The 25,174-nt window shown below is 42.4% G+C and carries 17 protein-coding genes; 8 read left to right on the top strand and 9 right to left on the bottom strand.

Translation table 11 applies throughout. The annotated features are described in order from the left end of the window. Positions 1-10: 10 nt before the first annotated feature. Together EAE92_RS00260 and rlmKL are read right to left on the bottom strand one after the other, a co-directional pair. Positions 11-1,924 (bottom strand): ABC transporter ATP-binding protein, encoded by a 1,914-nt coding sequence (locus tag EAE92_RS00260; RefSeq protein WP_214066627.1) that lies wholly within the window; start codon positions 1,922-1,924, stop codon positions 11-13. Between the two features lie 5 nt (positions 1,925-1,929). Continuing rightward, on the bottom strand, positions 1,930-4,047 hold the full coding sequence (gene rlmKL / locus EAE92_RS00255) for a bifunctional 23S rRNA (guanine(2069)-N(7))-methyltransferase RlmK/23S rRNA (guanine(2445)-N(2))-methyltransferase RlmL (RefSeq protein ID WP_214066626.1): 2,118 nt from the start codon (positions 4,045-4,047) through the stop codon (positions 1,930-1,932). A 100-nt stretch (positions 4,048-4,147) separates the two neighbouring features. Here rlmKL and EAE92_RS00250 point away from each other — a divergent pair, with 100 nt between their 5' ends. The 3 genes from EAE92_RS00250 (at position 4,148) to EAE92_RS00240 (ending at position 8,429) form a co-directional block, all read left to right on the top strand. Then, entirely contained in the window at positions 4,148-5,263 is a 1,116-nt protein-coding gene (locus EAE92_RS00250) for a YcbX family protein (RefSeq protein WP_214066625.1), read from the top strand. A gap of 345 nt (positions 5,264-5,608) precedes the next feature. Beyond that, on the top strand, positions 5,609-6,892 hold the full coding sequence (locus EAE92_RS00245; RefSeq protein WP_214066624.1) for a glycosyltransferase: 1,284 nt from the start codon (positions 5,609-5,611) through the stop codon (positions 6,890-6,892). A gap of 241 nt (positions 6,893-7,133) precedes the next feature. Beyond that, positions 7,134-8,429 carry a nucleotide disphospho-sugar-binding domain-containing protein gene (locus tag EAE92_RS00240; RefSeq protein WP_214066623.1) on the top strand — a complete coding sequence of 432 codons (1,296 nt, stop codon included), beginning with the start codon at positions 7,134-7,136 and terminating at the stop codon, positions 8,427-8,429. A 407-nt stretch (positions 8,430-8,836) separates the two neighbouring features. Here the strand turns inward: EAE92_RS00240 and EAE92_RS00235 are convergent, their stop codons facing one another. The 4 genes from EAE92_RS00235 to pepN form a co-directional block, all read right to left on the bottom strand. Then, entirely contained in the window at positions 8,837-9,382 is a 546-nt protein-coding gene (locus EAE92_RS00235) for a cell division protein ZapC (protein WP_214066622.1), read from the bottom strand. A 191-nt stretch (positions 9,383-9,573) separates the two neighbouring features. Beyond that, positions 9,574-10,584, bottom strand: coding sequence for a quinone-dependent dihydroorotate dehydrogenase (gene pyrD / locus EAE92_RS00230; RefSeq protein ID WP_214066621.1), 1,011 nt, complete (start codon positions 10,582-10,584; stop codon positions 9,574-9,576). Positions 10,585-10,952: 368 nt separating this feature from the next. Next, complete coding sequence (locus EAE92_RS00225; protein WP_246544920.1) at positions 10,953-11,207, bottom strand: CCDC90 family protein; 255 nt, start codon at positions 11,205-11,207, stop codon at positions 10,953-10,955. A gap of 223 nt (positions 11,208-11,430) precedes the next feature. After that, positions 11,431-14,043, bottom strand: a complete 2,613-nt coding sequence (pepN, locus tag EAE92_RS00220; protein WP_214066620.1) for an aminopeptidase N — start codon at positions 14,041-14,043, stop codon at positions 11,431-11,433. Positions 14,044-14,389: 346 nt separating this feature from the next. Between pepN and pncB the strand changes: the two genes are divergently transcribed. The 5 genes from pncB to EAE92_RS00195 all read left to right on the top strand — a co-directional run bounded on the left by pncB (position 14,390) and on the right by EAE92_RS00195 (position 21,764). After that, on the top strand, positions 14,390-15,604 hold the full coding sequence (gene pncB, locus EAE92_RS00215; protein WP_214066619.1) for a nicotinate phosphoribosyltransferase: 1,215 nt from the start codon (positions 14,390-14,392) through the stop codon (positions 15,602-15,604). A 208-nt stretch (positions 15,605-15,812) separates the two neighbouring features. After that, complete coding sequence (gene asnS / locus EAE92_RS00210) at positions 15,813-17,213, top strand: asparagine--tRNA ligase (RefSeq protein ID WP_214066618.1); 1,401 nt, start codon at positions 15,813-15,815, stop codon at positions 17,211-17,213. A 336-nt stretch (positions 17,214-17,549) separates the two neighbouring features. Then, positions 17,550-18,698, top strand: a complete 1,149-nt coding sequence (locus EAE92_RS00205) for a porin (RefSeq protein ID WP_214066617.1) — start codon at positions 17,550-17,552, stop codon at positions 18,696-18,698. A 505-nt stretch (positions 18,699-19,203) separates the two neighbouring features. Then, positions 19,204-20,352 carry a porin OmpC gene (ompC, locus tag EAE92_RS00200; RefSeq protein WP_281422739.1) on the top strand — a complete coding sequence of 383 codons (1,149 nt, stop codon included), beginning with the start codon at positions 19,204-19,206 and terminating at the stop codon, positions 20,350-20,352. A 221-nt stretch (positions 20,353-20,573) separates the two neighbouring features. Then, positions 20,574-21,764 (top strand): amino acid aminotransferase, encoded by a 1,191-nt coding sequence (locus EAE92_RS00195; protein ID WP_214066616.1) that lies wholly within the window; start codon positions 20,574-20,576, stop codon positions 21,762-21,764. 133 nt (positions 21,765-21,897) lie between these two features. Here the strand turns inward: EAE92_RS00195 and EAE92_RS00190 are convergent, their stop codons facing one another. The 3 genes from EAE92_RS00190 to ldtD all read right to left on the bottom strand — a co-directional run bounded on the left by EAE92_RS00190 (position 21,898) and on the right by ldtD (position 24,974). Next, positions 21,898-22,545 carry an MBL fold metallo-hydrolase gene (locus EAE92_RS00190; protein WP_214066615.1) on the bottom strand — a complete coding sequence of 216 codons (648 nt, stop codon included), beginning with the start codon at positions 22,543-22,545 and terminating at the stop codon, positions 21,898-21,900. 45 nt (positions 22,546-22,590) lie between these two features. Continuing rightward, entirely contained in the window at positions 22,591-23,139 is a 549-nt protein-coding gene (gene mepK, locus EAE92_RS00185; RefSeq protein WP_214066614.1) for a peptidoglycan L,D-endopeptidase MepK, read from the bottom strand. Positions 23,140-23,231: 92 nt separating this feature from the next. Next, positions 23,232-24,974, bottom strand: a complete 1,743-nt coding sequence (ldtD, locus tag EAE92_RS00180) for a L,D-transpeptidase (protein WP_214066613.1) — start codon at positions 24,972-24,974, stop codon at positions 23,232-23,234. Positions 24,975-25,174 lie beyond the last annotated feature (200 nt).

The following is a 25,174-nucleotide window of genomic DNA, read 5'->3' as shown; positions in this document are numbered from 1 at the left end:
ATTATGTTAACTATTGGTTATTTTTCAATGTTTCCAATTCATGCCAACGATCAAAAGCAGCTTCTAATGCTCGCTCTTTGTCAGACAACTCAGTCAGTATTTTTTGGGTTACTACATGAGGCTGACTAAAAAAGTCAGGATCACTCACTTGAGACTGTAACTGATCAAGCTCTTCTTCCAATTTCTCCAGCAATGATGGTAATCGCTCTAACTCTCGTAATAAATGGTGGCTCATTTTGTTACGAGAATTTTTTGGCGGTTCCTTAATCTTTTCTACTTTAACTTCCGTTTGCAGTTTTTTCCCATTTTGCTGGCGCAACGATACAACCTGTTCGCGCTGTTGCTGAGCATCGTAATAACCACCAACATAATTATTGATCACACCATTACCTTCAAAAATCCAACATTCGGTCACAGAGTTATCAACAAATTGACGATCATGACTCACCAGCAATACAGTACCTGTATAATTGTCTACCAGCTCTTCCAGCAACTCTAATGTTTCCACATCCAGATCGTTGGTTGGCTCATCAAGCACCAACAAATTACTGGGTTTCAGGAACAGACGCGCCAGTAACAACCGGTTCCTTTCACCACCAGAAAGTGCTTTAACCGGTGTCATTGCCCGCTTTGGATGAAACAGAAAATCCTGCAAATAACCCAAAACATGACGAGGACGACCATTTACCATCACTTCCTGTTTACCTTCTGCCAGGTTATCCATTACGGTTCTTTCCGGATCAAGTGCTATCCGATGTTGATCAAAATAAGCAATTTCTAGTTTAGTACCACAATGAACACGGCCGCTATCAGATTGCAGTTCACCTAACATCAGTTTCAGTAAAGTTGTTTTGCCACAACCATTTGGTCCCACCAGTGCAATTTTATCCCCACGCTGGATTTGCGCACTGAAATTATTGACCAGTTTCTTTTCACCAATTTGATAGTTAACATTTTCCAGCTCAAAGACAATTTTGCCGGAACGACTCGCTTCTTCCATCTGTATTTTAGCGGTTCCCATTACTTCACGGCGTTGGGAACGTTCAACACGTAATGCTTTCAATGCCCTGACACGTCCTTCATTACGAGTACGACGCGCTTTAATTCCCTGACGAATCCACACTTCTTCCTGAGCCAATTTACGATCAAATTCAGCGTTCTGCATCTCTTCCACGCGCAACGCATCTTCTTTGCCTTCAAGAAACTTATCGTAATTACCCGGCCACGACACTAACTTGCCGCGATCTAAATCGACAATACGGGTTGCCATATTGCGAATAAATGAACGGTCATGGGAAATGAAAACAAGGCTACCCTGAAAATCTTTCAGGAAGTTCTCTAGCCATTCAATCGTATCAATATCCAGGTGGTTAGTAGGTTCATCAAGCAGTAAGACTTGTGGTGAACTGACCAACGCCCTCCCTAATGCCGCCTTACGCAGCCAACCACCTGAAAGTGAAGAGAGCTTTGCCTCCGCAGGTAAAGAGAGCTGTTTCAATACGTCATTAATACGGCTGTCCAGTGACCATAGCCCACGAATATCCAGCACCTCCTGCAATTCCGCCAAGCGGTTGAGGTTTTTCTGATTCGGTTCTTGCTCCACCAGACGGGAAATCTGATGAAAAGATTTAATATATTCGGCCTGCTCCTGAACACCTTCGGCAATAAAATCAAAAACCGTCCCCTCCACATCACGGGGAGGGTCCTGTTGTAAACGGGAAACAACCAGATCCTGTTCGTAAATAACCTGACCATCATCCAACGTCTGCTCTTTTGCTAATACCCGTAACAAAGTCGACTTTCCAGCACCATTACGACCAACCAGACAAACTCTTTCATTTTCTTCTATATGCAATTCTGCATTATCAAGTAATGGCGCATCACTGAACGACAACCACGCACCAGATAAATTGATCAACGACATAGTAATTATTTTTCCTCGCCAGCATGGCGTAATAGCCAGCAGTTGTGAATCTGACGGTTACGGGCAAAATCCTGCGACTGGGTTTTACTGGTGATCTCTTCCGCCACCAAGCCAACTCTTTCCAGCTCAGCAAAATCCATTTTAAAACCTCGTTTATTATTGGAGAACATCAGCGTTCCCCCACGACGCAACAAGCGCTTAAGCTGTCTCATCAACATGATATGGTCGCGTTGTACATCAAATGCATCTTCCATTCGTTTAGAATTGGAGAACGTCGGCGGATCAATAAAAATCAAATCAAACTGTTCACTGGCCTGAGATAACCAAGCGAGGCAATCTGCCTGAATCAACCGATGCTGACGCCCTGTTAATCCATTAGCCTGTAGGTTCCGTTCAGCCCATTCAAGGTAAGTGCGAGACATATCAACCGTCGTTGTTGAACGCGCGCCTCCCAATCCAGCATGTACTGTCGCAGATCCGGTATAAGCAAACAGATTCAGAAAATCTTTCCCTTCACTCATTTCACCTAGCATTTTCCGGGCAATCCGGTGATCAAGGAACAAGCCAGTGTCCAAATAGTCAGTTAAATTAACCCAGAATTTTGCGTCATACTCATTTACCAGAAAGAATTCCCGTTTTTCTGCCATTCTTTCATACTGGCTTTTACCTTTCTGACGCTGACGAGTTTTAAGTACTAATTGATTTGATGAAAGCCCAAGAACTTGCATCGTTGCACTGATAGCATCGAATAAACGCTGACGCGCTTTATTGGTATCAACACTTTTCGGTGGAGCATATTCCTGAATCACTACTTTATCCGCATAACGGTCAACAGCCACATTGTATTCTGGCAAATCAGCATCATATAGACGGTAACAATCAATCCCTTGCTGTTTCGCCCAATGAGTTAATTTCTTTTCATTTTTGCGCAGGCGGTTGGCATAATCTTCCGCCACATTCATCTCTGATGAGTGTGGTTTATCTGACAACTGATAATTTTTCTGTACGCAATCCAATGGACCATTTTTAGCTTTAAACTCACGTTCAGCCCGTAATTGCAAGCAGCTTAACAACTCAGGCGATGCACTGAACAGAGACAAACGCCAGCCGGGGAAACGGCTTTTCATTATCCGCCCAAATAAACTGTGTAGTGCAACCAATGCAGGTTCACTTTCCAAGCGCTCACCATAAGGTGGATTACTTAACACTGTTCCGGCAGAGCCTTCTGATAACGGATTTTCCAGACGACTGGCATCACCTTGCTGGAAAGTTATCAACTGTGCAACCCCGGCTCTACGAGCATTTGACCGAGCCATATCCAACACTCTGCGATCAATATCAGAACCAACAAAACGGGAAGCTGTCTCCTGAAGACCTTTACGAAAGCGGATCTGTGCTTCTGTAGTCACCTCACGCCAAATTTCTTCATCATGTTGCAACCAGGCAATAAATCCCCAGTGGTTACGATGCAGACCAGGAGCACGATCAGCCGCCATCATTGCTGCTTCAATCAATAATGTGCCGGAACCACACATAGGATCGACCATCGGAGTACCAATCTGCCAGCCTGAACGTAGAATAATCGCCGCAGCCAGATTTTCTTTCAGCGGAGCCTGGCCAGCAAGATCGCGATAACCTCGGATATGCAAACCATCACCACTCAAATCCAATGCAACACTAGCCCTCTCTTTATTCAAAAAAACATTAATGCGAATGTCCGGCTGTTGCTTTGCCACATTGGGGCGTTGATCTAACTTACGAATAAAGCTATCGACAATGGCGTCTTTAACCTTGAGTGCGCCATATTGCGTATTCCGTATCTCTTCATTTGTGCCACTGAAATGCACAGAGAAAGTACTATCTATAGAGAAAATCTGGCTCCAATCAATAGACTGAACGCCAAGATAGAGATCTAAATCGCTATAGACATTAAATTCGTTTAGCGGTAGCAAAATACGTGATGCCAGCCTGCTCCACATCAGGCTTTTATACATCACTCTGTCATCACCTTGAAAATGAACTCCGCCTTGCACAATTTTGCATGATTGCGCCCCCAGCATTTCCAGTTCGTTCTTCAATAATTCTTCTAATCCACGCGCCGTGCTGGCAAACAGAGAGTTCATGTTACATATCACCAAAAAGAAAATTGTTACGCATTATAGCTAATCCAAGTGACATGTCATAAAGTTGCGTGTGTAAAAAACGTTTCATGGAGATTAACGGATGATCACTCTGTCTCGCCTGTATACCCACCCGGTAAAGTCTATGCGTGGTTTGCAACTTTCCCATGCATTAGTCAGTGAAAGCGGCCTTATATTTGATCGCAATTTTATGATCACAACGACAGACGGGACTTTTATTACCGCCCGTAAATATCCGCAAATGTTGCTATTTACTCCGGCTATGTTAAATAACGGTATTTATCTGCGTGCGCCCAACGGAGAAAATGCCACCGTACTTTACAATGATTTCCTACCTGAACAGCAGCCCACGGAAGTATGGGGCAACCATTTTACGGCCCTAATTGCACCAGAAACAATTAATCAATGGTTAAGTCGTTTCTTTGATATTCCAGTGCAATTACGCTGGTTAAGCCATGAATTAAGCCGCAGGGTAAAAAAACACCCTGAAATTCCATTATCATTTGCTGATGGTTATCCATTTCTACTCATTAATGAAGCTTCATTTCACTTATTACAACAGCGTTGTCCGGCCAGTATTAAATTAGAGCAATTTCGCCCCAATATTGTTATTACCGGTGCGGAAGCATTTGCAGAAGACAGTTGGCAATCAATTCAGATTGGCGATGTTATTTTTGATTTGCCCAAACCCTGTAGCCGCTGTATTCTGACAACCGTCAGTATTAATAAAGGTATTAAAAATCCCAACGGAGAGCCATTAGCGACATTGCAATCATTCCGTACAGCAGAAAATGGCGATGTCGATTTTGGTCAGAATCTCACTGCCCGTTCGAGTGGTATTATTAGGATCGGAGATAATGTCACTATATTAGCTAAAAAAAATCCGCGTAAATATGGCAGTGGCGAAAAAGCTGAAGATATTGATTTACCAAAAATAAATGAGCAATCTGTCACTATTGAATATAATGGGAAAAAATTTACAGGTAATAATCAACAAATCATTTTAGAACAACTGGAACAACAAGGAATTAAAGTACCCTACTCATGTCGGGCGGGAATATGTGGATGTTGTAAGATTTCTTTAGTTAAGGGAGAAGTTTCTCCTTTAAAAGCCACAGCGATTAAAAACGATGGACATATTCTAGCTTGCTGTTGTATCCCAAAGAATAACCTTATTCTTAATAATAGCAAAGAATAGGTCTTTAAGTTAGAGTTAAACTAACGTGCCATAAATTGGCACGTTGATTTCCCGGAGATCTCATTAATTCTTTTTTAGTTTTTAGTAATAATCCCCCTTTATTATGAGCTATGTAATTGCTCTCTAGTTCAAACTAAACTCTAACTCCTCTATCCTCCCTCCCCTTTTGGCAATAACACCGCCTAAAAGGGAAGGAAATCAATCACAATGGTGATTGTCATAACGGATTTATTATTACAATAATGAATTAATTATTACCATAATGAATTTATAACTACTGTCATAAAATGATTACACTCTAACAGGAGCTTAAGTAACCCAGACAAAATACCAAAGGAGTAAGTCATGGCACGTATTGTCATTGCAGCGGTCGCAACCCCTGGACATGTCTATCCAATGTTAAAGATCGCTCAATCACTAATAGCACAAGGACATCAGGTAACCGTGTTTACCGGTTCATTATTTCGCCAACAGGTAGAAGCTTCAAGCGCACAATTTGCCCCTTTTGATGAACAGATAGACTTTGATTATCGTCATTTAGAACAGCATTTCCCTGACCGTGCTCAACTTCCTCCGGGAAATGTGCAAATGGCACTGGCATTCAAAAATTTCTTCTCAGCTCCAATCCCAGTTCTTGACCGCCAATTACGGCAAATTATCCGCGAACAACAAGCAGATCTGCTTATAGCCGAGAACTGCTTTTATGGCATATTACCCCTGCTGCAAGAAGAAAAAACCCATCGTCTTCCAGTGATAGTCATTGGCATAACACCTCTGGCTTACTCTTCGAAAGATTCAATTTTCTGGGGGCCACGTATCCCACCCGCAGTATTACCACCAGAATTGACACATGAACAACTCGTAGATGAAACCAACCAGCAACTCATAGCCGAAGTACAGGATAGCTTCAATAACGCATTAATTCAGTCAGGAAGTTCTGCATTAACCAGACCTTTCAACGATGAAGTGATTTTCAGTGCTGATCGCTTTTTGCAACTCTCAACTCTGGCATTTGAATATCCACGAGAAGGATTGCCTGATACAGTCCATTTTATCGGCCCCCTCCCTAATCCTGCACCGACAACAACATCACCGCAATTATGGGAAGAAGATGATCCACGTCCGTTGGTTATAGTTACTCAAGGTACTATCTCCAATACCGATTTGAATCAGTTAATTCTCCCCACATTACGTGCACTGGCAACATTACCGATACGTATATTGGCAACCACCGGTGGCAGATCGGTAGAAACACTGAGTAAAGATCTACCGGAAAATGCGCGCATTGAAGAATTTATTTCGTTTGAGCACTGGCTGCCAAAAGCTTCATTGCTAATATCCAACGGAGGTTATGGAACCATCAATTATGCTCTCAGCCACGGGACTCCGTTACTCATTGCAGATGCAGGAGAAGGCAAACAGGAAGCAGCTTTTCGTGTTGTATGGGCTGGATGCGGTACTAATCTGGATACAGCACACCCCACTGAATCTCAACTTAAGCAAACAGTGGAAAATATGCTGAGTACAGACTTGTTTAAACAACGTGCGCAAATTGTCCAAAAAGATTACGCAAGACATGATGCATTAGCAGCAATATCCCGTCACGTAGAACAATTAATTCTTGAATAAAGCCGCAGTAACCAAACCCTAGATACCTTCGTCTTTCCTCTCCATTTTAGTGCTAACACAGACTAAGAGGGGGAGGAAATCGGCATATGTCATAACTTCATAAAAAATAAATTACAGTGATTATTGTCATGATAAATTATTATTACTACAATGAATTTGTAACAGTAATCATGAAATGATCACACCCTGAGTCAGGAGCTAACTAGCGTAATTAAATCAAAACAGTACAAAGGAGTAAGTTATGGCACGAATTGTCATTGCAGCGGTCGCAACGCCCGGGCATGTCTATCCGATGTTAAAAGTAACTCAATCACTGATAGCACAAGGACATCAGGTAACTGTATTCACCGGCGCATTATTTCGCCAACAGGTAGAAGATTTAAATGCAACATTTATCCCCTTCGATGAGCAGATAGACTTTGATTACCGCCACTTAAAACAACGTTTTCCTGATCGAGCGCACCTTCCTCCAGGAAATCTGCAAATGGCGCTAGCGTTTAAAGATTTCTTCTGTACCCCAATCCCATTCCTAGACCGCCAATTACAACGAATCATCCATGAACAGCAAGCAGAACTCCTTATAGCCGAGAACTGTTTCTATGGCATATTGCCACTGCTGCAAAAAGAAAAAACTCATCGCCTTCCAGTGATCATAATTGGCATAACGCCTCTGGCTTACTCTTCGAAAGATTCAATTTTCTGGGGACCACGTATTCCTCCCGCATTACTACCATCAGAGTTGACACATGAACAGCTCGTGGATGAGGAGACACGGAAACTAATAACCGAAGTACAGGACAGCTTCAATGACGCATTAGCTCAGTCAGGATGCACTACATTAACCCGATTTTTCAATGATGAAGTCATTTTGGGTTCTGACCGCTTTTTGCAACTTTCAACCTTGGCATTCGAGTACCCACGAGAGGGTTTACCTGATACAGTCCATTTTATTGGCCCCCTCCCAAACCCTGCTCCAGTAACAGAATCACCTCAATTATGGGAAGAAGATGATCCACGCCCATTGGTTATAGTCACTCAGGGCACCATGTCTAATACTGATCTAAACCAGTTAATTTTCCCCACATTGAGCGCACTGGCTACATTACCTGTGCGTGTATTAGCAACCACCGGTGGTAGCTCAATAGAAATACGGCCAGAGAACATACCTGACAACGCATGTATCGAAGAATTTATCTCATTTGAGCACTGGCTGCCAAAAGCTTCATTGCTAATATCCAACGGGGGTTATGGAACTATTAATTACGCCCTCAACCACGGTACACCAGTACTCATTGCCGATACAGGAGAAGGTAAGCAGGAAACAGCGTTTCGCGTCGTATGGGCTGGATGCGGTATTAATCTGGATACAGCGCAACCGACGGAATCTCAGCTTAAGCAGACAGTGGAAAATATGCTGCGCACAAATTTATTTAAACAGCGGGCACAAATCGTCCAAGATGATTACGCCAGTCACGACGCATTAGCAGCAATATCCCATCACGCAGAACAATTAATCTTCGAAAATCGTGCTAATTAACTTCATTATATCTCCTCCCCATCTCAAAGCTAATGCTATCCAGAGGGGAGGGAATTATTAAAATACTTCTTATCTATTTTTCACGCCAACTTCAAACGAGTAAGCTATAGCTATTACTATAACGGATAAGTTTCTGTGATAATAACCAACAGGAAACAGGAAACAGGAAACAGGAAACAGGAAACAGGAAACAGGAAACAGGAAACAGGAAACAGGAAACAGGAAACAGGAAAAGAATAACTTACTCATAATCAGATGGGAAGATGTGAATGCGGTAAAATTTCCTCAGATGATAAAGAACAATTTTCTCAATTAAAAACAGTGATTATCTTCTAGCTTGCCGTTCTATTTTCAAAAAATGGTTTTACTCTTTGGAAATCACGGAACAATGGGATCTTAAACCTAAATCAAACCGCAGTGCCATAAATTGGCATACAAACAGGTTCCACAAACGGCATCAATCGATCATTCATAATCTTAATTGGATCGCAAAAACTCATTGCCCGATCGGATAACGTTAATTGTGGTTGAGCTAACAGACAAAGGCTTGCGCTATCCCCAGCTTCTACGACCAAGAATACAGCATCTGTCCCGCAATCCTGGAGCCGTACCTGAATTAGCTCGCCTTGTACCGGCTTTTCTATCATGGCAAAACGGGAAAAATACCAGCTTCTTGGCATCTGCGGCTTAATAAAGCGGAAAGCCACTAACGCATTAAGAATTAATTCAGCCCTGGATTCATCTGAAATATTAATTTGGCGTGTCTGTTCTTCAAAACAATAATAAAGCGTCGCATCTTCTACAGAAAACGAAGTTTCTCCCATTGCATAGGGTGTCAGCATCTTCGCAGGAAAACAGGAACGAAAAACCATACCATTAGACAGGTCGAGCATTACACGGTCATGGTCAGTATCAAAATACCAGCGCCATTGGTCATCAGGTTTAATGTTCATGAGTTATCCTTTTATGCCAGAAAAACTTACGTCGTCAAACAGATTGTAAATAACTTTCCCGCTATTCAGTGAAATAAGCCCTGCCATAATTAAAAGACACGCGAAGATACAGATAAAATTTAGGTGTTCAGAGCAAATATAGATGAGTTGGGGGCAAAAATAAACCCCCAATGATAAATTAACAGCAAGATTTAGATATGATTGACGATATCTTTGATTAATTTTGGACCATGATAGATAAATCCAGAGAAAATCTGTATTAAAGAAGCCCCCGCCGCTATTTTTTCTCTGGCAGAGACAAGTGAATCTATTCCACCAACACCGATAATGGGAATTTTACCTCTTAATTCCTGAGAGAGATGACGAATAATCTCTGTACTATGCAACTGGACCGGGCGACCACTTAACCCACCAGCTTGTTGGCAATAGTTAAGTCCTTCAACTAATCTCTTGTCTAACGTTGTATTAGTTGCAATAGCGCCATCGATATTATGACGAATTAAACTATCTGCAATTTGAATCAACTCTTCTTGAGAAAGATCTGGCGCAATTTTTACCGCAACAGGGACATATTTCTGGTATTTTTGTTGAAGTTCACTCTGTTTATTTTTAATCGCCGATAATAGATCATCCAACGCTTCGCCGTATTGAAGCGTTCTTAAGCCAGGTGTGTTAGGTGAAGAGATATTAATTGTGATATAGCCAGCATGAGGATAAACTTTATCCATACAGATTAAATAATCATCTTTCCCATGCTCTACTGGCGTATCTTTATTTTTGCCAATATTGATCCCAATAACGCCGCCATATTTTGCCTTTTTGACATTCTCTACCAGGTTATCAACACCAAGATTATTGAAGCCCATACGGTTAATTAACCCTTCTGCTTCAACGATACGGAATAATCTCGGCTTATCATTTCCTGCCTGAGCGCGTGGGGTTACGGTGCCAATTTCAATAAAACCAAATCCCATTGCACCAAATGCATCAATACAATCGCCATCTTTATCAAGGCCCGCGGCCAGACCGAGGGGATTTTTAAACGATAGACCCATACAAGTAACAGGCTTCGTCGCGACTGACTGGCGGATCAGAAACTCGAAAGGACTACCGGTAATACGCTTAAGTTGGCGGAAGGTTAGTTCGTGCGCCCGTTCCGGATCAAGTTGGAACAACGCTTTCCTGACTAGTGGGTAGCACATAATTCTGAACCTATTAATTAATTTATAAACATTAAATTATAAAAGTAAAACTATACACATTCATGTGCCACTTAGAAATTTTTGAGCTAAAAAACGCTCATTTTTAATCCTAAAAATATTTCGGCAGGTAGAGTAACCGAATAATATGGGATGAATCTACAGAAATATGCTAATTAGGCGCAAATCTCTCCTAGATGTTGAGCGTGAAAGTCGGGAAAATGCATTGATATAACAAGAATACACTGGTGACTACAATCGTTGACTTTTTTGCCCAAGATACTTTACTTCTCTCGAACAACTCAAAGGGGGGTAAACCAATGGATGCTCTTTAATATCTTGAGCAAATTTCATACTACAAGTATCAAGCATCAACCAATAAAAATGTATTTCAATGCCGCAATAACAACAGCAATACCAACTGCTAATGTCAGTTTCTTAATCCAATCTAAATCTGTTTTTATAGTACCAATATCGGTTTTAACGCTCTCAGTAGCAACTGTTAGATCTGCTTTGGCGACAACACTTATGTTTTGCAGTTCTGTAATAACTTCAACGATTTTTTCAGACTGCTCATCGTTAAAACCAGACGCTTTGAGCGCCTTAACTGCTGTATGTATATCCATTGTAAGTAAAGCTATTCTTTTATCCTCTAAAGTTACTGGTTGACCGCCCTTAAATTAACAATAATACCAGAGAGACATAAAAATTAACCACATATCAGTTTTACCATGAGATACTGACCACCGCATTTTACTTCCAACCCAATGCTGGCAAGAAGAAATTTATTATCCAGAAGATAAATCGGGCTAATAACCATTAGCCCGATAACCTGATAAAAAATAGCTATCAGCTTTCTAATGCCTTGGTAATTTTTTCAAACAGATCACCAGACAGATTTTCCAATGCTTTCAACTGTTCCAACGCACTACGCATCATGTTTTGACGTTTTTCATCATAACGTTTCAGGCGAATCAGCGGTTCAATCAAACGGGAAGCAACCTGTGGGTTACGGCTGTTTAGATCAGTCAAAATTTCCACCAAGAATTGATAACCGCTGCCATCTTCAGCATGGAATGCAACTGGATTATTAACAAATGTTCCAATCAGAGCACGCACCCGGTTTGGGTTACTGATACTAAATGAACGATGATTCAGAAGATTACGCACATTAGCCAGCACATCTGCCGCCGGGCTACTTGCCTGTAAGCTAAACCATTTATCCATCACCAAACCATCCTGATGCCATCGATCATCAAATTCCGCCATGAGTTGATCACAGCAAGGCAACTCTGCCAGCACCGAGCCAGATAATGCCGCCAGTGCATCAGTCATATTGTCAGATTGATGATATTGATTTGATACCACTTTATCGGCCTGCTCTTGATGACCAAAAGCCAGATAATATAGACAAATATTACGCAGAGAGCGCTGAGCAATATCCTGATGAGCGACACGGTATGCACCGATATTGATAGCGTTATAAACCACCGCAAACTCATCAGCCATTTCCTGAGCCAAAGTACGAGTGATTGCATCCAGAACTTCATGAATCGCTTTAGGATCGATAATCGCAAACAGCTCCGCCATCTCACTTTCTGATGGTAACGTCAGAATATGAGCCGCCAGAGCCGGATCAATTTCTTCATCCAATAATACCGCTCGGAAAGCATCCACCACATGCATTGGCAATTCGATCGGCTGCTTCTGCTGATAACGGATAACGTTCAATTTGATATAGTTTGCCATCAGCGATTGAGCCGCATCCCAACGTGAAAACGCATTGCGAGCGTGTTTCATCAGGAATGCCAATTGCTGATCACTGAATGTGTAATCCAGTTTCACCGGCGCTGAGAATTCCCGTAATAAAGAGGGAACCGGCAGTGACGGTACATCATCAAATACAAACGTCTGCTCTGCATTGGTCACATTCAATACATGGTGAACCGGTTGACCATCATAACGTAGCGGAATCACATGACCTTTACTGTCATATAACTCAATATCCAGAGGAATATGCAGAGGCTGTTTCTCTTTTTGATCGTCAGTAGGCGGCGTCATCTGACTGACATGCAACTTATATTGCTGCTTTTCTGCATCATATTCGTCGCGAACTGTCAGTACGGGAGTACCAGACTGGCTATACCAACGACGGAAAAGTGACAAATCCACATTTGACGCATCTTCCATTGCCTGAACAAAATCATCACATGTTGCAGCACTGCCATCATGGCGATGAATATAAAGCTGCATCCCTGCCTGGAATCGCTCTTCACCTAGCAAGGTATGAATCATACGAATAACTTCCGCGCCCTTCTCATACACAGTCATGGTATAGAAGTTATTCATCTCAATGACTTTATCCGGGCGAATTGGATGGGCCATTGGGCTGGCGTCTTCCGCAAACTGCGCCGAACGCATAACACGCACATTATTAATACGATTAACAGAACGAGAGCCAAGATCAGAGCTAAATTCCTGATCACGGAATACCGTCAACCCCTCTTTTAAGCTCAATTGGAACCAATCGCGGCAAGTAATGCGATTCCCGGTCCAGTTATGGAAATATTCGTGGCCGATCACAGCTTCTATATTAAGGTAATCTCTATCAGTCGCAGTTTCAGACTTCGCCAGCACATATTTGGAGTTAAAGACATTCAACCCTTTATTCTCCATAGCGCCCATATTAAAGAAATCCACCGCGACAATCATATAAATATCGAGGTCATACTCAAGGCCAAAACGGGTTTCATCCCACTTCATAGAATTTTTCAGGGAAGTCATTGCCCAATCAGCCCGATCGAGATTGCCACGATCAACAAACAGCTCCAATGCAACTTCACGGCCGCTACGCGTCGTAAAACTATCGCGCAACACATCAAAATCACCCGCGACCAGAGCAAACAGATAACATGGTTTCGGGAATGGATCTTGCCATTTCACCCAATGACGCCCTTCATCGGTTTCTCCCTGCTCAACCCGATTACCGTTTGAAAGCAGATACGGATACTTGGCTTTATCGGCTGTGATACGCGTTGTAAAACGAGCCAATACATCAGGACGATCGAGATAGTAAGTAATGTGGCGGAACCCTTCCGATTCACACTGGGTACAAAGCGCATCGCCAGAAACATACAGACCTTCCAGCGCCGTATTGTTCGATGGATGGATCTCATTAACAATCTTCAAAGTGAACTGAGCCGGCAACTGCTCAATGACTAGCGTCCCCTCCTGCTCACGGTAATGCGCCCACAGTTGACCATTCACATGAAGACTTTTCAGTGTCAAATCTTCACCATCCAACACTAATGGCGTTATTTCGTGGCTCAGACGTTTTATCTGGCTGATTGCGGTGATTTCCGTGTTATCGGCATCAAGATTAAAATCGAGTTCAATATCAGAAATTGTATAGTCGGGAGCGCGATAATCCCGGCGGTACTTAGCTTGTCGCTGTTGTGTCATAAGAAACCTTTTTGTTTCATGCCTGATGGAATTAATTCAATACCAAGCCTTACGCTGCCATAGAAAGAGGTTGAATTTCAAGAGTGAATAACGCACCTTCTGACGTTAAACATTCATTAAGAACGAGTATGATGTTGTGTAAGGAATATGTTTATTCTTTGGTGCTTGTCATCACCTAATGATCAAATAACATGATAACATTTGACCAAAGGCCCTGTTTAGCTTCGATATTTTGGTGAACTATATGATGTTATGCGACTTCAATAACAAAATAATCCCGGTATACTCTTCCCACTTTATCGATTTAGCTAATACGAATACGCTCCGTGAGGATGCATAACGCGCTATGACACTAGACGCTACCCCAATTATAAAATCACTGCTTGATACTGACGCTTATAAACTTCATATGCAACAAGCAGTGTATCACCGCTACAACAACATGCCTGTTGTTGCAGAGTTTCGCTGCCGCGGCGATGAACTGCTAGGTGAATATGCCACAGAATTACGCTATCAAGTTAATACGATGGCTGATTTGGCATTAACCGATGCTGAATTTAATTACCTTTCCAGTTTGCCTTTTTTCAAAGCTGATTATCTGGATTGGTTAAAAACTTTTCGTTTTAACCCACAACAAGTCAATATTTCTGTTACAGATGGCGGCCAATTAGCTATCCGTATTTCAGGATTATGGCATGAAGTCATTATGTGGGAAGTTCCACTACTGGCGCTAATTAGTGAATTAGTTCATCGCTATCGCTCACCAGATAATGCAGTGGAAAACGCAGTTAATCAGCTACGCAAGTTGATCAAACTGTTCTATCAAAATGCTGAAAATGAAGGAGTCGATCTCTCCAATTTCAAACTGATGGATTTCGGTACACGCCGCCGTTTCTCACACTGTGTTCAACACGCTATCGTCAGTGAGCTGCAACAGCATTTCCCTTATTTGATTGGCACTAGCAATTATCAACTTGCACAACAGCTTGGACTCCCTCCGGTTGGTACGCAGGCTCATGAGTGGTTTCAGGCTCATCAGCAAATCAGCCCGGATCTGGCTAACAGTCAACGAGAAGCATTACAAAGTTGGCTGAAAGAATATCCTAACCAGTTAGGTATTGCCTTGACCGACTGTATTACAATGGACGCTTTCCTGCGGGACTTTGATGCCCAGTTTGCCAAAAGTTATCAAGGCTTACGCCATGATTCGGGCGATCCCGTTCAATGGGGTGAGAAAGCGATCGCCCACTATCAAAAACTGGGTATCGACCCAATGACGAAAACGCTGGTGTTCTCTGACAGCTTGGATTTCCAAAAAGCGCTAGCGCTCTATCGTCATTTCCACAACAGAATAAACCTGATTTTCGGTATCGGTACGCAACTCACCTGTAATATTCCAGGGGTTAAGCCACTGAATATCGTCATCAAACTTGTTGAATGTAATGGCAAACCAGTCGCAAAGCTTTCAGATAGCCCCGGCAAAACCATTTGTGAAGATAATGAGTTTGTTAACAGGCTACGTGCAGCTTTTGATATACCTCAGGTTAAACAAGCTTGTTAAACCAAGTTTCATGCCAAAATACCACTGTGCTGCTGGCAAATAACGCAGCAGCACATCTGAAAAGCGCCTTTCCCCTCTATTTCACCGTTTAAATTGATGATTTCCTCTTGTTTCCTGAAACAGGGCAAGTAACATAGAACAAGTTGCCCCTTGTCGGGGATATTCAATTTCACAAACCTGAACTGATATATAAAGAAGAGAGAAATCTATGAGCGTAGCGCCTGTAGTCGACGTACTGCAAGGCCGGGTTGCGGTTGATAGTGAAGTCACCGTTCGCGGCTGGATACGTACAAGGAGAGATTCTAAAGCTGGCATCTCTTTCCTCGCCGTCTATGACGGTTCCTGCTTTAATCCATTACAGGCCGTCGTTAATAATAATTTGCCTAATTATCAGGATGAAATTCTGCATTTAACTACCGGCTGTTCTGTCGAAGTGACAGGGACAGTCGTTGCTTCCCCTGGCCAAGGGCAGAGTTTTGAACTACAAGCGACCCAAGTCGTGGTGATCGGCATGGTTGAAGATCCTGATACCTACCCAATGGCCGCGAAACGCCACAGTATTGAATACCTGCGTGATGTCGCTCACCTGCGCCCACGCACCAACCTAATTGGCGCCGTTGCTCGTATGCGCCATACTCTTGCTCAAGCATTACACCGTTTCTTCCATGAAAATGGTTACTTCTGGGTTTCCACCCCGTTGATTACGGCTGCTGATACAGAAGGCGCCGGCGAAATGTTCCGCGTCTCTACGCTGGATCTGCAAAATCTGCCGTTAACTGACAAAGGTGAAGTGGATTTCAACCAAGATTTTTTTGGCCGTGAAGCTTTTCTGACCGTATCCGGGCAATTGAACGGTGAAGCATATGCTTGTGCATTAAGCAAAATTTACACATTCGGTCCGACCTTCCGTGCTGAAAACTCTAATACCAGCCGCCATCTGGCGGAATTCTGGATGCTTGAACCGGAAATCGCCTTCGCCAACCTCAACGATGCCGCTTCACTGGCTGAAAATATGCTGAAATATGTTTTCAAAGCCGCATTAGCAGAGCGCGCTGATGATCTACAATTCTTCGCTGAACGCATAGATAAAGATGTCATCACCCGCTTGGAAAAATTTGTCAATTCTGACTTTGCTCAAATTGATTACACCGATGCTATTGAAATTCTGCAAAACTGCGGCCAGAAATTTGAAAACCCGGTCTTCTGGGGAGTTGACCTCTCTTCAGAACATGAGCGTTATCTGGCCGAGAAACATTTCCAAGCTCCGGTTGTCGTGAAAAACTATCCAAAAGATATTAAAGCCTTCTATATGCGAATGAACGACGACGGTAAGACTGTCGCGGCAATGGATGTACTTGCTCCGGGCATTGGTGAAATTATCGGCGGCTCACAGCGTGAAGAGCGTCTGGATATGCTGGATAAACGTATGGAAGAGATGGGGCTTAATAAAGAAGATTACTGGTGGTACCGTGATCTGCGCCGTTATGGCACCGTACCTCACTCAGGGTTTGGACTGGGCTTTGAACGCCTGGTTGCTTACGTGACTGGTGTGCCAAATGTACGTGATGTCATCCCATTCCCACGCACGCCAAGAAGCGCAAACTTCTAATGATTGCGTAAAACAAACATAAGAAATTATTATGTATAAAGCCAGCAAAAGCTGGCTTTTTTTATTCTTCAAATTCAAGATACGATCAAAAATCCTATTCCATTTACATTTTGCAATATATTGTTTTCACTTTATTACAAAAATCGTCACTTTGTATCAATTAAATGATAGATAAAGTCCACGGCTAATGAAAAACTGTGCCCCGACTCGGACATCACGGTATTTTCATAAATAATTTCAACGAGTTTCTTAAAGGAATTATTTCTGTCAGTAACAGATGTCCGAATAACACCAATGACGGTAATTAACGATAGTAATTAAATGAAGGTAACAATAATGAAGGGTAGTATCTTTTCCGTGGTCATCCCAGCACTGTTGACTGCTGGTGTAGCAAATGCCGCTGAAATTTATAATAAAAATGGTAATAAACTGGATATCTATGGCAAAGTTGATGCGCGTCATCAATTCTCTAAAATTACCCAAAGCTCAGATAAATCCCCTATCTATAGTGAAGATGGTGATGCAAGCTACATTCGTTTGGGCTTCAGAGGTGAAACTCAAATCAATGACCAACTAACGGGTTATGGCCGTTGGGAATACAATATTCAGGCTAACAAAGCTGAGGAAAACAATTCCGAAGGCAATCAAACCCGTCTGGGCTTCGCTGGTCTGAAATTGGCTAAATACGGTTCCCTAGACTACGGTCGTAATTATGGTGTTCTCTATGACGTCAATGCCTGGACTGACGTACTGCCAGTATTCGGCGCTGATTCCATGTCGCAGGCTGACACCTACATGACTAATCGTGCTACCGGCGTCTTGACTTATCGCAATACAGATTTCTTTGGCTTGGTTGATGGGCTGAACTTCGCCCTGCAATACCAAGGTAAGAACGACGAAGAAAGCAACAACCGCCGCAATTCGATCCGTAAGCACAGTGGTGAACGCAGTAAGCCCAATGGTGGTAGTAACGGCGACGGCTTCGGCCTCTCTGTTACCTACGATATAGGCAATGGTATCAGCGTAGGGGGAGCCTACTCCAATGCTGACCGCCCTATTACACATGAAAGGCTCGTTACTTCTGTCGCTCGCGGTGAAAGAGCTGAGGCATGGAACGTCGGCGCCAAATATGATGCAAATAACCTATATCTGGCCGCCATGTATGGTGAAACTCACAATATGACCTCTTTCGGCTACCAAGATTTCGTCTCCGCAAAAACCCGTAATATTGAATTAACGGCCCAATATCAGTTTGATTCTGGCCTGCGTCCATCTCTGGCATATGTTCAATCCAAAGGAACAACTTCTTTCACTCATCAGGACTGGGTAAAATATATCTCTATTGGTTCTTATTATAACTTTAACAAAAATTTATCCACTTATGTTGATTATAAAATCAACTTGGTACATGACAACTTCTACACCAAACATCTCGATGTCAACACAAATAACGCGGTAGGTGTAGGTTTGGTATATCAATTCTAACAGTCTGATATAAATTAGGCCGGTTAACAGGAGATCCAATTAACATGTTATGGTGCTCGCTTAAAGTGAGCACTATATTTTTTCAAGAATAATCACTATTAGGTATCTGTTAAAAAATAGCATATAACACATCGACAAGCATATCAGTAAGTTACATATAAGAGATATTATTGATGAAATAAACATCATATTTTACTCTTTTTATTAAAATAAACAGGTAATCTTCTTCCGCCACTGACTGCTCTCCATTTTTCTCTTTTTTGATTAACTGGACCGACCAGAGTTCAAAAAACAATCTTCCATTTACATTTTGAAACACTTTGTTTCACATTTTTACTAAATTTTCTGTTTTATCGCATTTTGTGAGTGGATAAAAATAACAACCAATGAAACACTTGACAGTGAAACAGACGACACTAAACTCTCACAAATAGTTCCGTAAATTTTTAAAGAATTATTTTTGGCAGTGGCAGGTGTCCGAATAACACCAATGAGGGTAATAATAATGATGAAACGCAATGTTCTTGCAGTAGTAATCCCAGCTCTGTTAGCTGCTGGCGCAGCAAATGCAGCTGAAATTTATAACAAAGACGGCAACAAACTGGATCTGTATGGTAAAGTTGAAGTCCAGCACAAATTCGCTAACAACAAAAGCGGCGAAGATGGCGATAACTCCTTTGCTCGTCTGGGTATCAAAGGCGAAACTCAAGTTAATGACCAACTGACCGGTTTTGGCCGTTGGGAATACAATATCAAAGGCAACCGTGCAGAAGGTGATGACGAAACTAAGACTCGTCTGGCTTTCGCTGGTTTGAAACTGTCCGACTACGGTTCTCTGAACTATGGCCGTAACTACGGTGCAGTTTATGAAGTCAACGCTTGGACCGACGTGTTGCCAGTATTCGGTGGCGACTCAATGGCGCAGACTGATAACTTCATGACTGGCCGTTCTACTGGTCTGTTAACTTACCGTAATACCGATTTCTTCGGTCTGGTCGATGGCCTGAATTTTGCTCTGCAATATCAGGGTGAAAATAGCGAAAATACTGCTAATGGCCGCAAAGACCGTAAGGACAACGGTGATGGTTACGGTTTCGCTACAACCTATGACGTAGGTTACGGTATCAGCGTCGGTGGTGCATACTCTAATTCTGCCCGTACTTCTGAACAAAAAGGGATTGATTCTTCTGCTGCCTTAGGTGATCGCGCTGAAGCATGGAACATTGGTGCTAAGTATGATGCTAACAACATCTACTTGGCGGCCATGTACGGTGAAACCCGTAACATGACCCGCTTTGGTGGAAAAAATGTTGTTGGCGATAACATGGAAAATGTTGCTAACAAAACCCAGAACATCGAATTGACCGCTCAATATCAGTTCGATTTCGGTTTACGTCCATCCATAGCTTACGTTCAATCTAAAGGTAAGAGCCTGAACGACGATGCTGGTTATCACTATGCATCAGGCAAGAAAGCATCTAGCAGTAATGATCTAGTTAAATATATCTCTGTTGGTAGTTACTACTACTTCAACAAAAACTTGACTACCTATGTTGATTACAAAATCAACCTGCTGGATAGCAATGAATTCACCAAAGAGATGGGTATCAGCACTGACAACGTTGTTGGCGTAGGTATGATTTACCAATTCTAATTACCGTTGGTAAATAGATTTAGCTGAACAAGTTAAACATCATTAAGAGAAAGCAGCGCTTATGTGCTGCTTTTTTAGTCTTATGTTTTCCTTCTTTTTCTCACTCCGCAAACTGCCTCACAAGATTATCTTCTTTTTGCGACAAATAGTTGGCAAACTGTTTTAGCGGCGTTAACCTGACTACCCTTTTGAGCTTAACTCTGAGCTTTGGAATTACAAACATGTTTGAGAAAATCACAGCAGCGCCTGCTGACCCTATTCTTGGCTTAGCCGATAGTTTCCGTTCTGATCCTCGTACAAATAAAATCAACCTTGGTATCGGTATCTATAAAGATGAAACAGGAAAAACCCCTGTTCTGACCAGTGTTAAAAAAGCTGAACAATATTTACTGGAAAATGAAACAACAAAGAATTATCTGCCAATTAGCGGTTTAGCCGAATTTGGCCGCGTAACTCAAGAATTACTGTTTGGCAAAGATCACCCAGTCGTCACAGATAAACGCGCCCGCACAGCACAAAGCCCTGGCGGTACAGGTGCTTTACGTATTGCTGCGGATTTCATTGCCAAACAGACTAATGCTAAACGAGTTTGGATCAGCAATCCAACCTGGCCAAACCATAAAAACGTCTTTTCCGCCGCTGGCCTGGAAGTTTGTGAATATAAATACTATGACGCTGAAAAACACGCGCTGAATTTCGAAGGCATGCTAACAAGCCTGTCTGAAGTTCAGGCAGGTGATGTTGTTTTGTTCCACGGTTGCTGCCACAATCCGACGGGCATCGATCCAACCCCGGCACAATGGGCTAAACTGGCAGAAATGTCTGCGGAGAAAGGCTGGTTGCCTATTTTTGATTTCGCTTATCAAGGATTTGCCAAGGGCCTGAATGAAGATGCAGAGGGCCTACGCATTTTTGCGAAAAATCACAATGAACTGATCGTTGCCAGCTCCTATTCAAAAAACTTTGGTCTGTACAATGAACGTGTCGGCGCCTGTACCATTGTTGCTAGTGACAGCGATACAGCCGAAAGAGCGTTCAGTCAGGCTAAAGCGATTATTCGAGCGAACTATTCCAACCCACCTGCTCATGGCGCATCTGTTGTCACCACCATTTTGTCAAATGAAGATCTGAAAGCGGCTTGGGAACAAGAACTGACCACCATGCGCGAACGTATTCAGCGTATGCGTCAACTGTTTGTCAATACCTTGCAGGAAAAAGGGGCAAAACAGGATTTCAGCTTTATTAGTAGCCAAAATGGTATGTTCTCATTCAGTGGCCTGACAAAAGAACAAGTAGAACGCCTACGTGAGGAATTTGGTATATACGCGGTCAGTTCCGGTCGTATTAACGTCGCTGGTTTGACGTTGGAAAACATGGTTCCACTGTGTGAAGCCATTGTTGCGGTACTCTAAGTTAACATTTGCCTTACTATGAAAAAGTCGCTGAATTTCAGCGGCTTTTATCATTCAGAAGATTCGACACTCGACACAATTGCGATATTAATCTCATTGAGTACATCAAAATGAAAATAGAACGGGTTGATCATCACCAACCTGGTACTTCATCCTGTAAAAACGGATTAGTCTGCCGCTCATAACCTAACGTCGACATTGGCCCGTGCCCTGGAATAAATTCATAATCATCACCAAGTGGCAGAAGTTTATCTTTAATTGAGTTAATTAACTGCTGGTGATTACCGCGTGGGAAGTCACTACGCCCAACTCCCCCTTTAAACAGAACATCTCCCATATAAATCAGTTTATCCGCATGATTTACAAACACAACATGCCCTGGTGTATGCCCTGGACAGTGCAATACAGATAAATCAACGCCCCCTACTCGTAGTTCATCACCTTCATTTAACCAGCGATCAGGTTCAAATGATGGGCATTCTTCAATGCCAAACATCCGACTTTGAGCTTGCAATCCTTCGATCCAGAAAGCATCTTCCTGATGAGGCCCATAGATCGGCACATTAAAATATTTAGCGACTTCCACGGTTGCGCCAACATGGTCAAAATGACCATGAGTCAATAAAATCTGAGTCAATTTCAAACCACGGCGTTCTATCTCGGCGATCAGCTTTTCTGCTTCTCCCCCCGGATCAACAATTGCCGCTTCCTTACTCTCTTCATTCCAAATAAGGGTACAATTCTGCATAAAAGCAGTAACAGGAATAATTTGGTATTTCATTATTTCATTTACTCCATAGTCAAAACAAAATAGTTACTCACCAGATTACCATGTCCTGACGGGACCTGTATCAATATGAACGAAATTACTGTGTGGATAGTATCCTACCCCTCCCGCTTTCATTTTCAGAGCCGCCTTGCAGATACTGCTAAGCTCAATACCTTCAATATGAAAATCCATCGCCCGCCCGCGAGTATGGTAACTCTGTCTAGCCACGCCTTTACTTTGCTTGCGCAACTGATTGTTGGTTATCAGTGAACGGTAACCAGAAATAAGTTGTACAGGTTTATTAATCCCCATCATCATTTGCAGCAAATAAATCTGATCAAATAATTTAGGATCGATAGTCTTAACTCTATTTTGACGATAATCTCGAAACAGATGATCCAAGCGGGCCAGCTCTTCTTTGTTGTAACGATAGCCGTCAAAAAATTCGGCTTTAATCGTTTCCCCCGTATGTAAGTTGTCAAAACGTAAAATCCGTGGGCGTGGAGTTGCCAGAGTCGCAAAAACATGCCCCGGCAAAAAACTCAAACCTAAAGCAGCAGCCCCCACACAAAGCCACTTACGGCGATTATGATCAATTATATCCATGAAGAAACATCTACTCAGATTATGGAAAAAATAAACCACCAGGCAACTGGTCACTGGTCTATGAGACAACTAATAACAAAAATTAGTTGCATTTAGTTTTGTAAAGGTAACAACTTTGACAAAAACTGGGAACCTTGTCTCACACTATTATCGTAATCATAAATATCGGTACGGTACTGAGGAATCCCCTGTTCATCTACCCAAGCAGTTAAATAATACAAATAAACAGGAATACGCTGTGGAATGTTAACATAAACGGTATTGCCCTGTTTCACGGTATTCGCCACCTTGTTTTGAGTCCACCCCACATCTCCCAATAACATATTCGCTAATTCTGAAGCCTTGTTAATTCGTACACAACCAGAGCTAATAGCTCGGATGTCTTTGTTAAACAGGTTATGGTTCGGCGTATCATGCAAATAGATAGCCTCCGAGTTTGGCATATTAAATTTATAGCGGCCTAATGAGTTAGTCGGTCCCGGAGCTTGCCATATTCGATAAGGAAAGTTAGCAGGCGTAATCACGCTCCAATCAATCGTGTAAGGGTCGATGACACTGGCATCAGCACGCCAATTGGAAAAGATAACGTACCCTCCCCGTTGAAAATATCCGGGATCATCAAGCCCTCGTGGCGCGATATCTTTTCTTGCCAGGCTAGTTGGCACACTCCAGGGAGGATTAATCACCACATTATTCAGCACGCTACTCATAATGGGTGTTTTACGGCTTGGACGACCAACGATCACTTTCGAGTCCAACACTTCTTGATCATTAAGATAATAATGCAATGAATAATCTGGAATATTGACCATAATTCCTGTAGACACACGGCTTGGGATAATACGCAAACGCTGGATATTAAGCGCTATCAAACCCGCTCTAGTTTGAGGTGAAGTATTTAACCAATCTCTTGTGCGTTTACCAATTACGCCATCCGGCGCCAACCCTTGCCAATGCTGAAAATTTTTTACCGCAGTCACCAGTTCAGGATCGTAGATATGATCTGATTGAGTTGTCAGTTCGCTCAACATCCCAAGACGAATAAGTATTTCTCTCAACACAGCGACATCAGAACTACTCTGTCCCGGTTTTAACGCACTTTTATCAGAAAGCTGTGGCCACGGTTTACTATCAGCCAGTTGTTTCATCATCTCCTTGCGCATATTTTCATATTGAGGATGTTGTGGCGCCAATGCTGCAACATAAGCGGCCACATTGTGATCGATAATAGCTTGCTGCCACTGATCCACAACTTCTGATGAAGGTAATACAATTTTGTATGCTGTAATGCTTTTGTACGGTGTAGTGCTGTTATATAACATAGTGCGATAGAGCCAGCTTTGGCCCTGATGACCGACATCTGAGACAAATTGTAAATAACCTAGCATAGCATCCGATAAGATGAGATCACGTCCCATCTGACTCAATTGAGCATCATTGAGTTCAGTCAACCATTGACCAAATTGCGGCTGAAACCCTGCCAATGCAAGTTCTGAAAGTTGTTGTTCAAAACGTTGAACCGCAGTTTTATCTTGCCACAAAGGTTGCATCTGATTGGCAGAATACAAACGAACCAATTGGTCAAAGAAAACAGGCTTAACTTGCGCTGGTATCCAGCTTCGCAGCATTTTACGACGCTCTGTTTCTGAAATCACAGCAGTTTGCGCTTGTTCGAGTGTTATTGCCTCAGATATCTTTTCAGTCTCTATTTTTGATAGATTCTGCGTATCACCTTCAATCAGCCTATTCTGATGATTAGCTAAAGCATATCCAGCTACCATGAATGTACTGCAAATAACCGAAACGCGCAGTGGCTTTATCACTCTTTTTACCATATCAACATACCCATCTTCGGAACATCTTCACAAATTAATTTTAATTATGACAAATTCAGACTCTAATCAAAGAAAAACAACAAGTTATTTACATTGTAAACTATTTATCTACAAAGGAAATATAATATGCCATCGCCAGCCAACCCAACACACAAGAGCGAAAAAGACGCCAAAGCGTCTCGTCTATAATTCAAGGTATG

The sequence above is a fragment of the Photorhabdus hainanensis genome (assembly GCF_018448965.1).
GTDB lineage: Bacteria > Pseudomonadota > Gammaproteobacteria > Enterobacterales > Enterobacteriaceae > Photorhabdus > Photorhabdus akhurstii.
Note: the sequence above shows the minus strand (reverse complement) of the source record. Positions and strands in the feature narration are given on the sequence as shown.

Excerpts from the sequence above, each read along its gene's own strand:
- EAE92_RS00260 (WP_214066627.1), bottom strand. The coding sequence starts at position 1,924 with ATGTCGTTGATCAATTTATCTGGTGCGTGGTTGTCGTTCAGTGATGCG.
- rlmKL (WP_214066626.1), bottom strand. The coding sequence starts at position 4,047 with ATGAACTCTCTGTTTGCCAGCACGGCGCGTGGATTAGAAGAATTATTG.
- EAE92_RS00250 (WP_214066625.1), top strand. The coding sequence starts at position 4,148 with ATGATCACTCTGTCTCGCCTGTATACCCACCCGGTAAAGTCTATGCGT.
- EAE92_RS00245 (WP_214066624.1), top strand. The coding sequence starts at position 5,609 with ATGGCACGTATTGTCATTGCAGCGGTCGCAACCCCTGGACATGTCTAT.
- EAE92_RS00240 (WP_214066623.1), top strand. The coding sequence starts at position 7,134 with ATGGCACGAATTGTCATTGCAGCGGTCGCAACGCCCGGGCATGTCTAT.
- EAE92_RS00235 (WP_214066622.1), bottom strand. The coding sequence starts at position 9,382 with ATGAACATTAAACCTGATGACCAATGGCGCTGGTATTTTGATACTGAC.
- pyrD (WP_214066621.1), bottom strand. The coding sequence starts at position 10,584 with ATGTGCTACCCACTAGTCAGGAAAGCGTTGTTCCAACTTGATCCGGAA.
- EAE92_RS00225 (WP_246544920.1), bottom strand. The coding sequence starts at position 11,207 with ATGGATATACATACAGCAGTTAAGGCGCTCAAAGCGTCTGGTTTTAAC.
- pepN (WP_214066620.1), bottom strand. The coding sequence starts at position 14,043 with ATGACACAACAGCGACAAGCTAAGTACCGCCGGGATTATCGCGCTCCC.
- pncB (WP_214066619.1), top strand. The coding sequence starts at position 14,390 with ATGACACTAGACGCTACCCCAATTATAAAATCACTGCTTGATACTGAC.
- asnS (WP_214066618.1), top strand. The coding sequence starts at position 15,813 with ATGAGCGTAGCGCCTGTAGTCGACGTACTGCAAGGCCGGGTTGCGGTT.
- EAE92_RS00205 (WP_214066617.1), top strand. The coding sequence starts at position 17,550 with ATGAAGGGTAGTATCTTTTCCGTGGTCATCCCAGCACTGTTGACTGCT.
- ompC (WP_281422739.1), top strand. The coding sequence starts at position 19,204 with ATGATGAAACGCAATGTTCTTGCAGTAGTAATCCCAGCTCTGTTAGCT.
- EAE92_RS00195 (WP_214066616.1), top strand. The coding sequence starts at position 20,574 with ATGTTTGAGAAAATCACAGCAGCGCCTGCTGACCCTATTCTTGGCTTA.
- EAE92_RS00190 (WP_214066615.1), bottom strand. The coding sequence starts at position 22,545 with ATGAAATACCAAATTATTCCTGTTACTGCTTTTATGCAGAATTGTACC.
- mepK (WP_214066614.1), bottom strand. The coding sequence starts at position 23,139 with ATGGATATAATTGATCATAATCGCCGTAAGTGGCTTTGTGTGGGGGCT.
- ldtD (WP_214066613.1), bottom strand. The coding sequence starts at position 24,974 with ATGGTAAAAAGAGTGATAAAGCCACTGCGCGTTTCGGTTATTTGCAGT.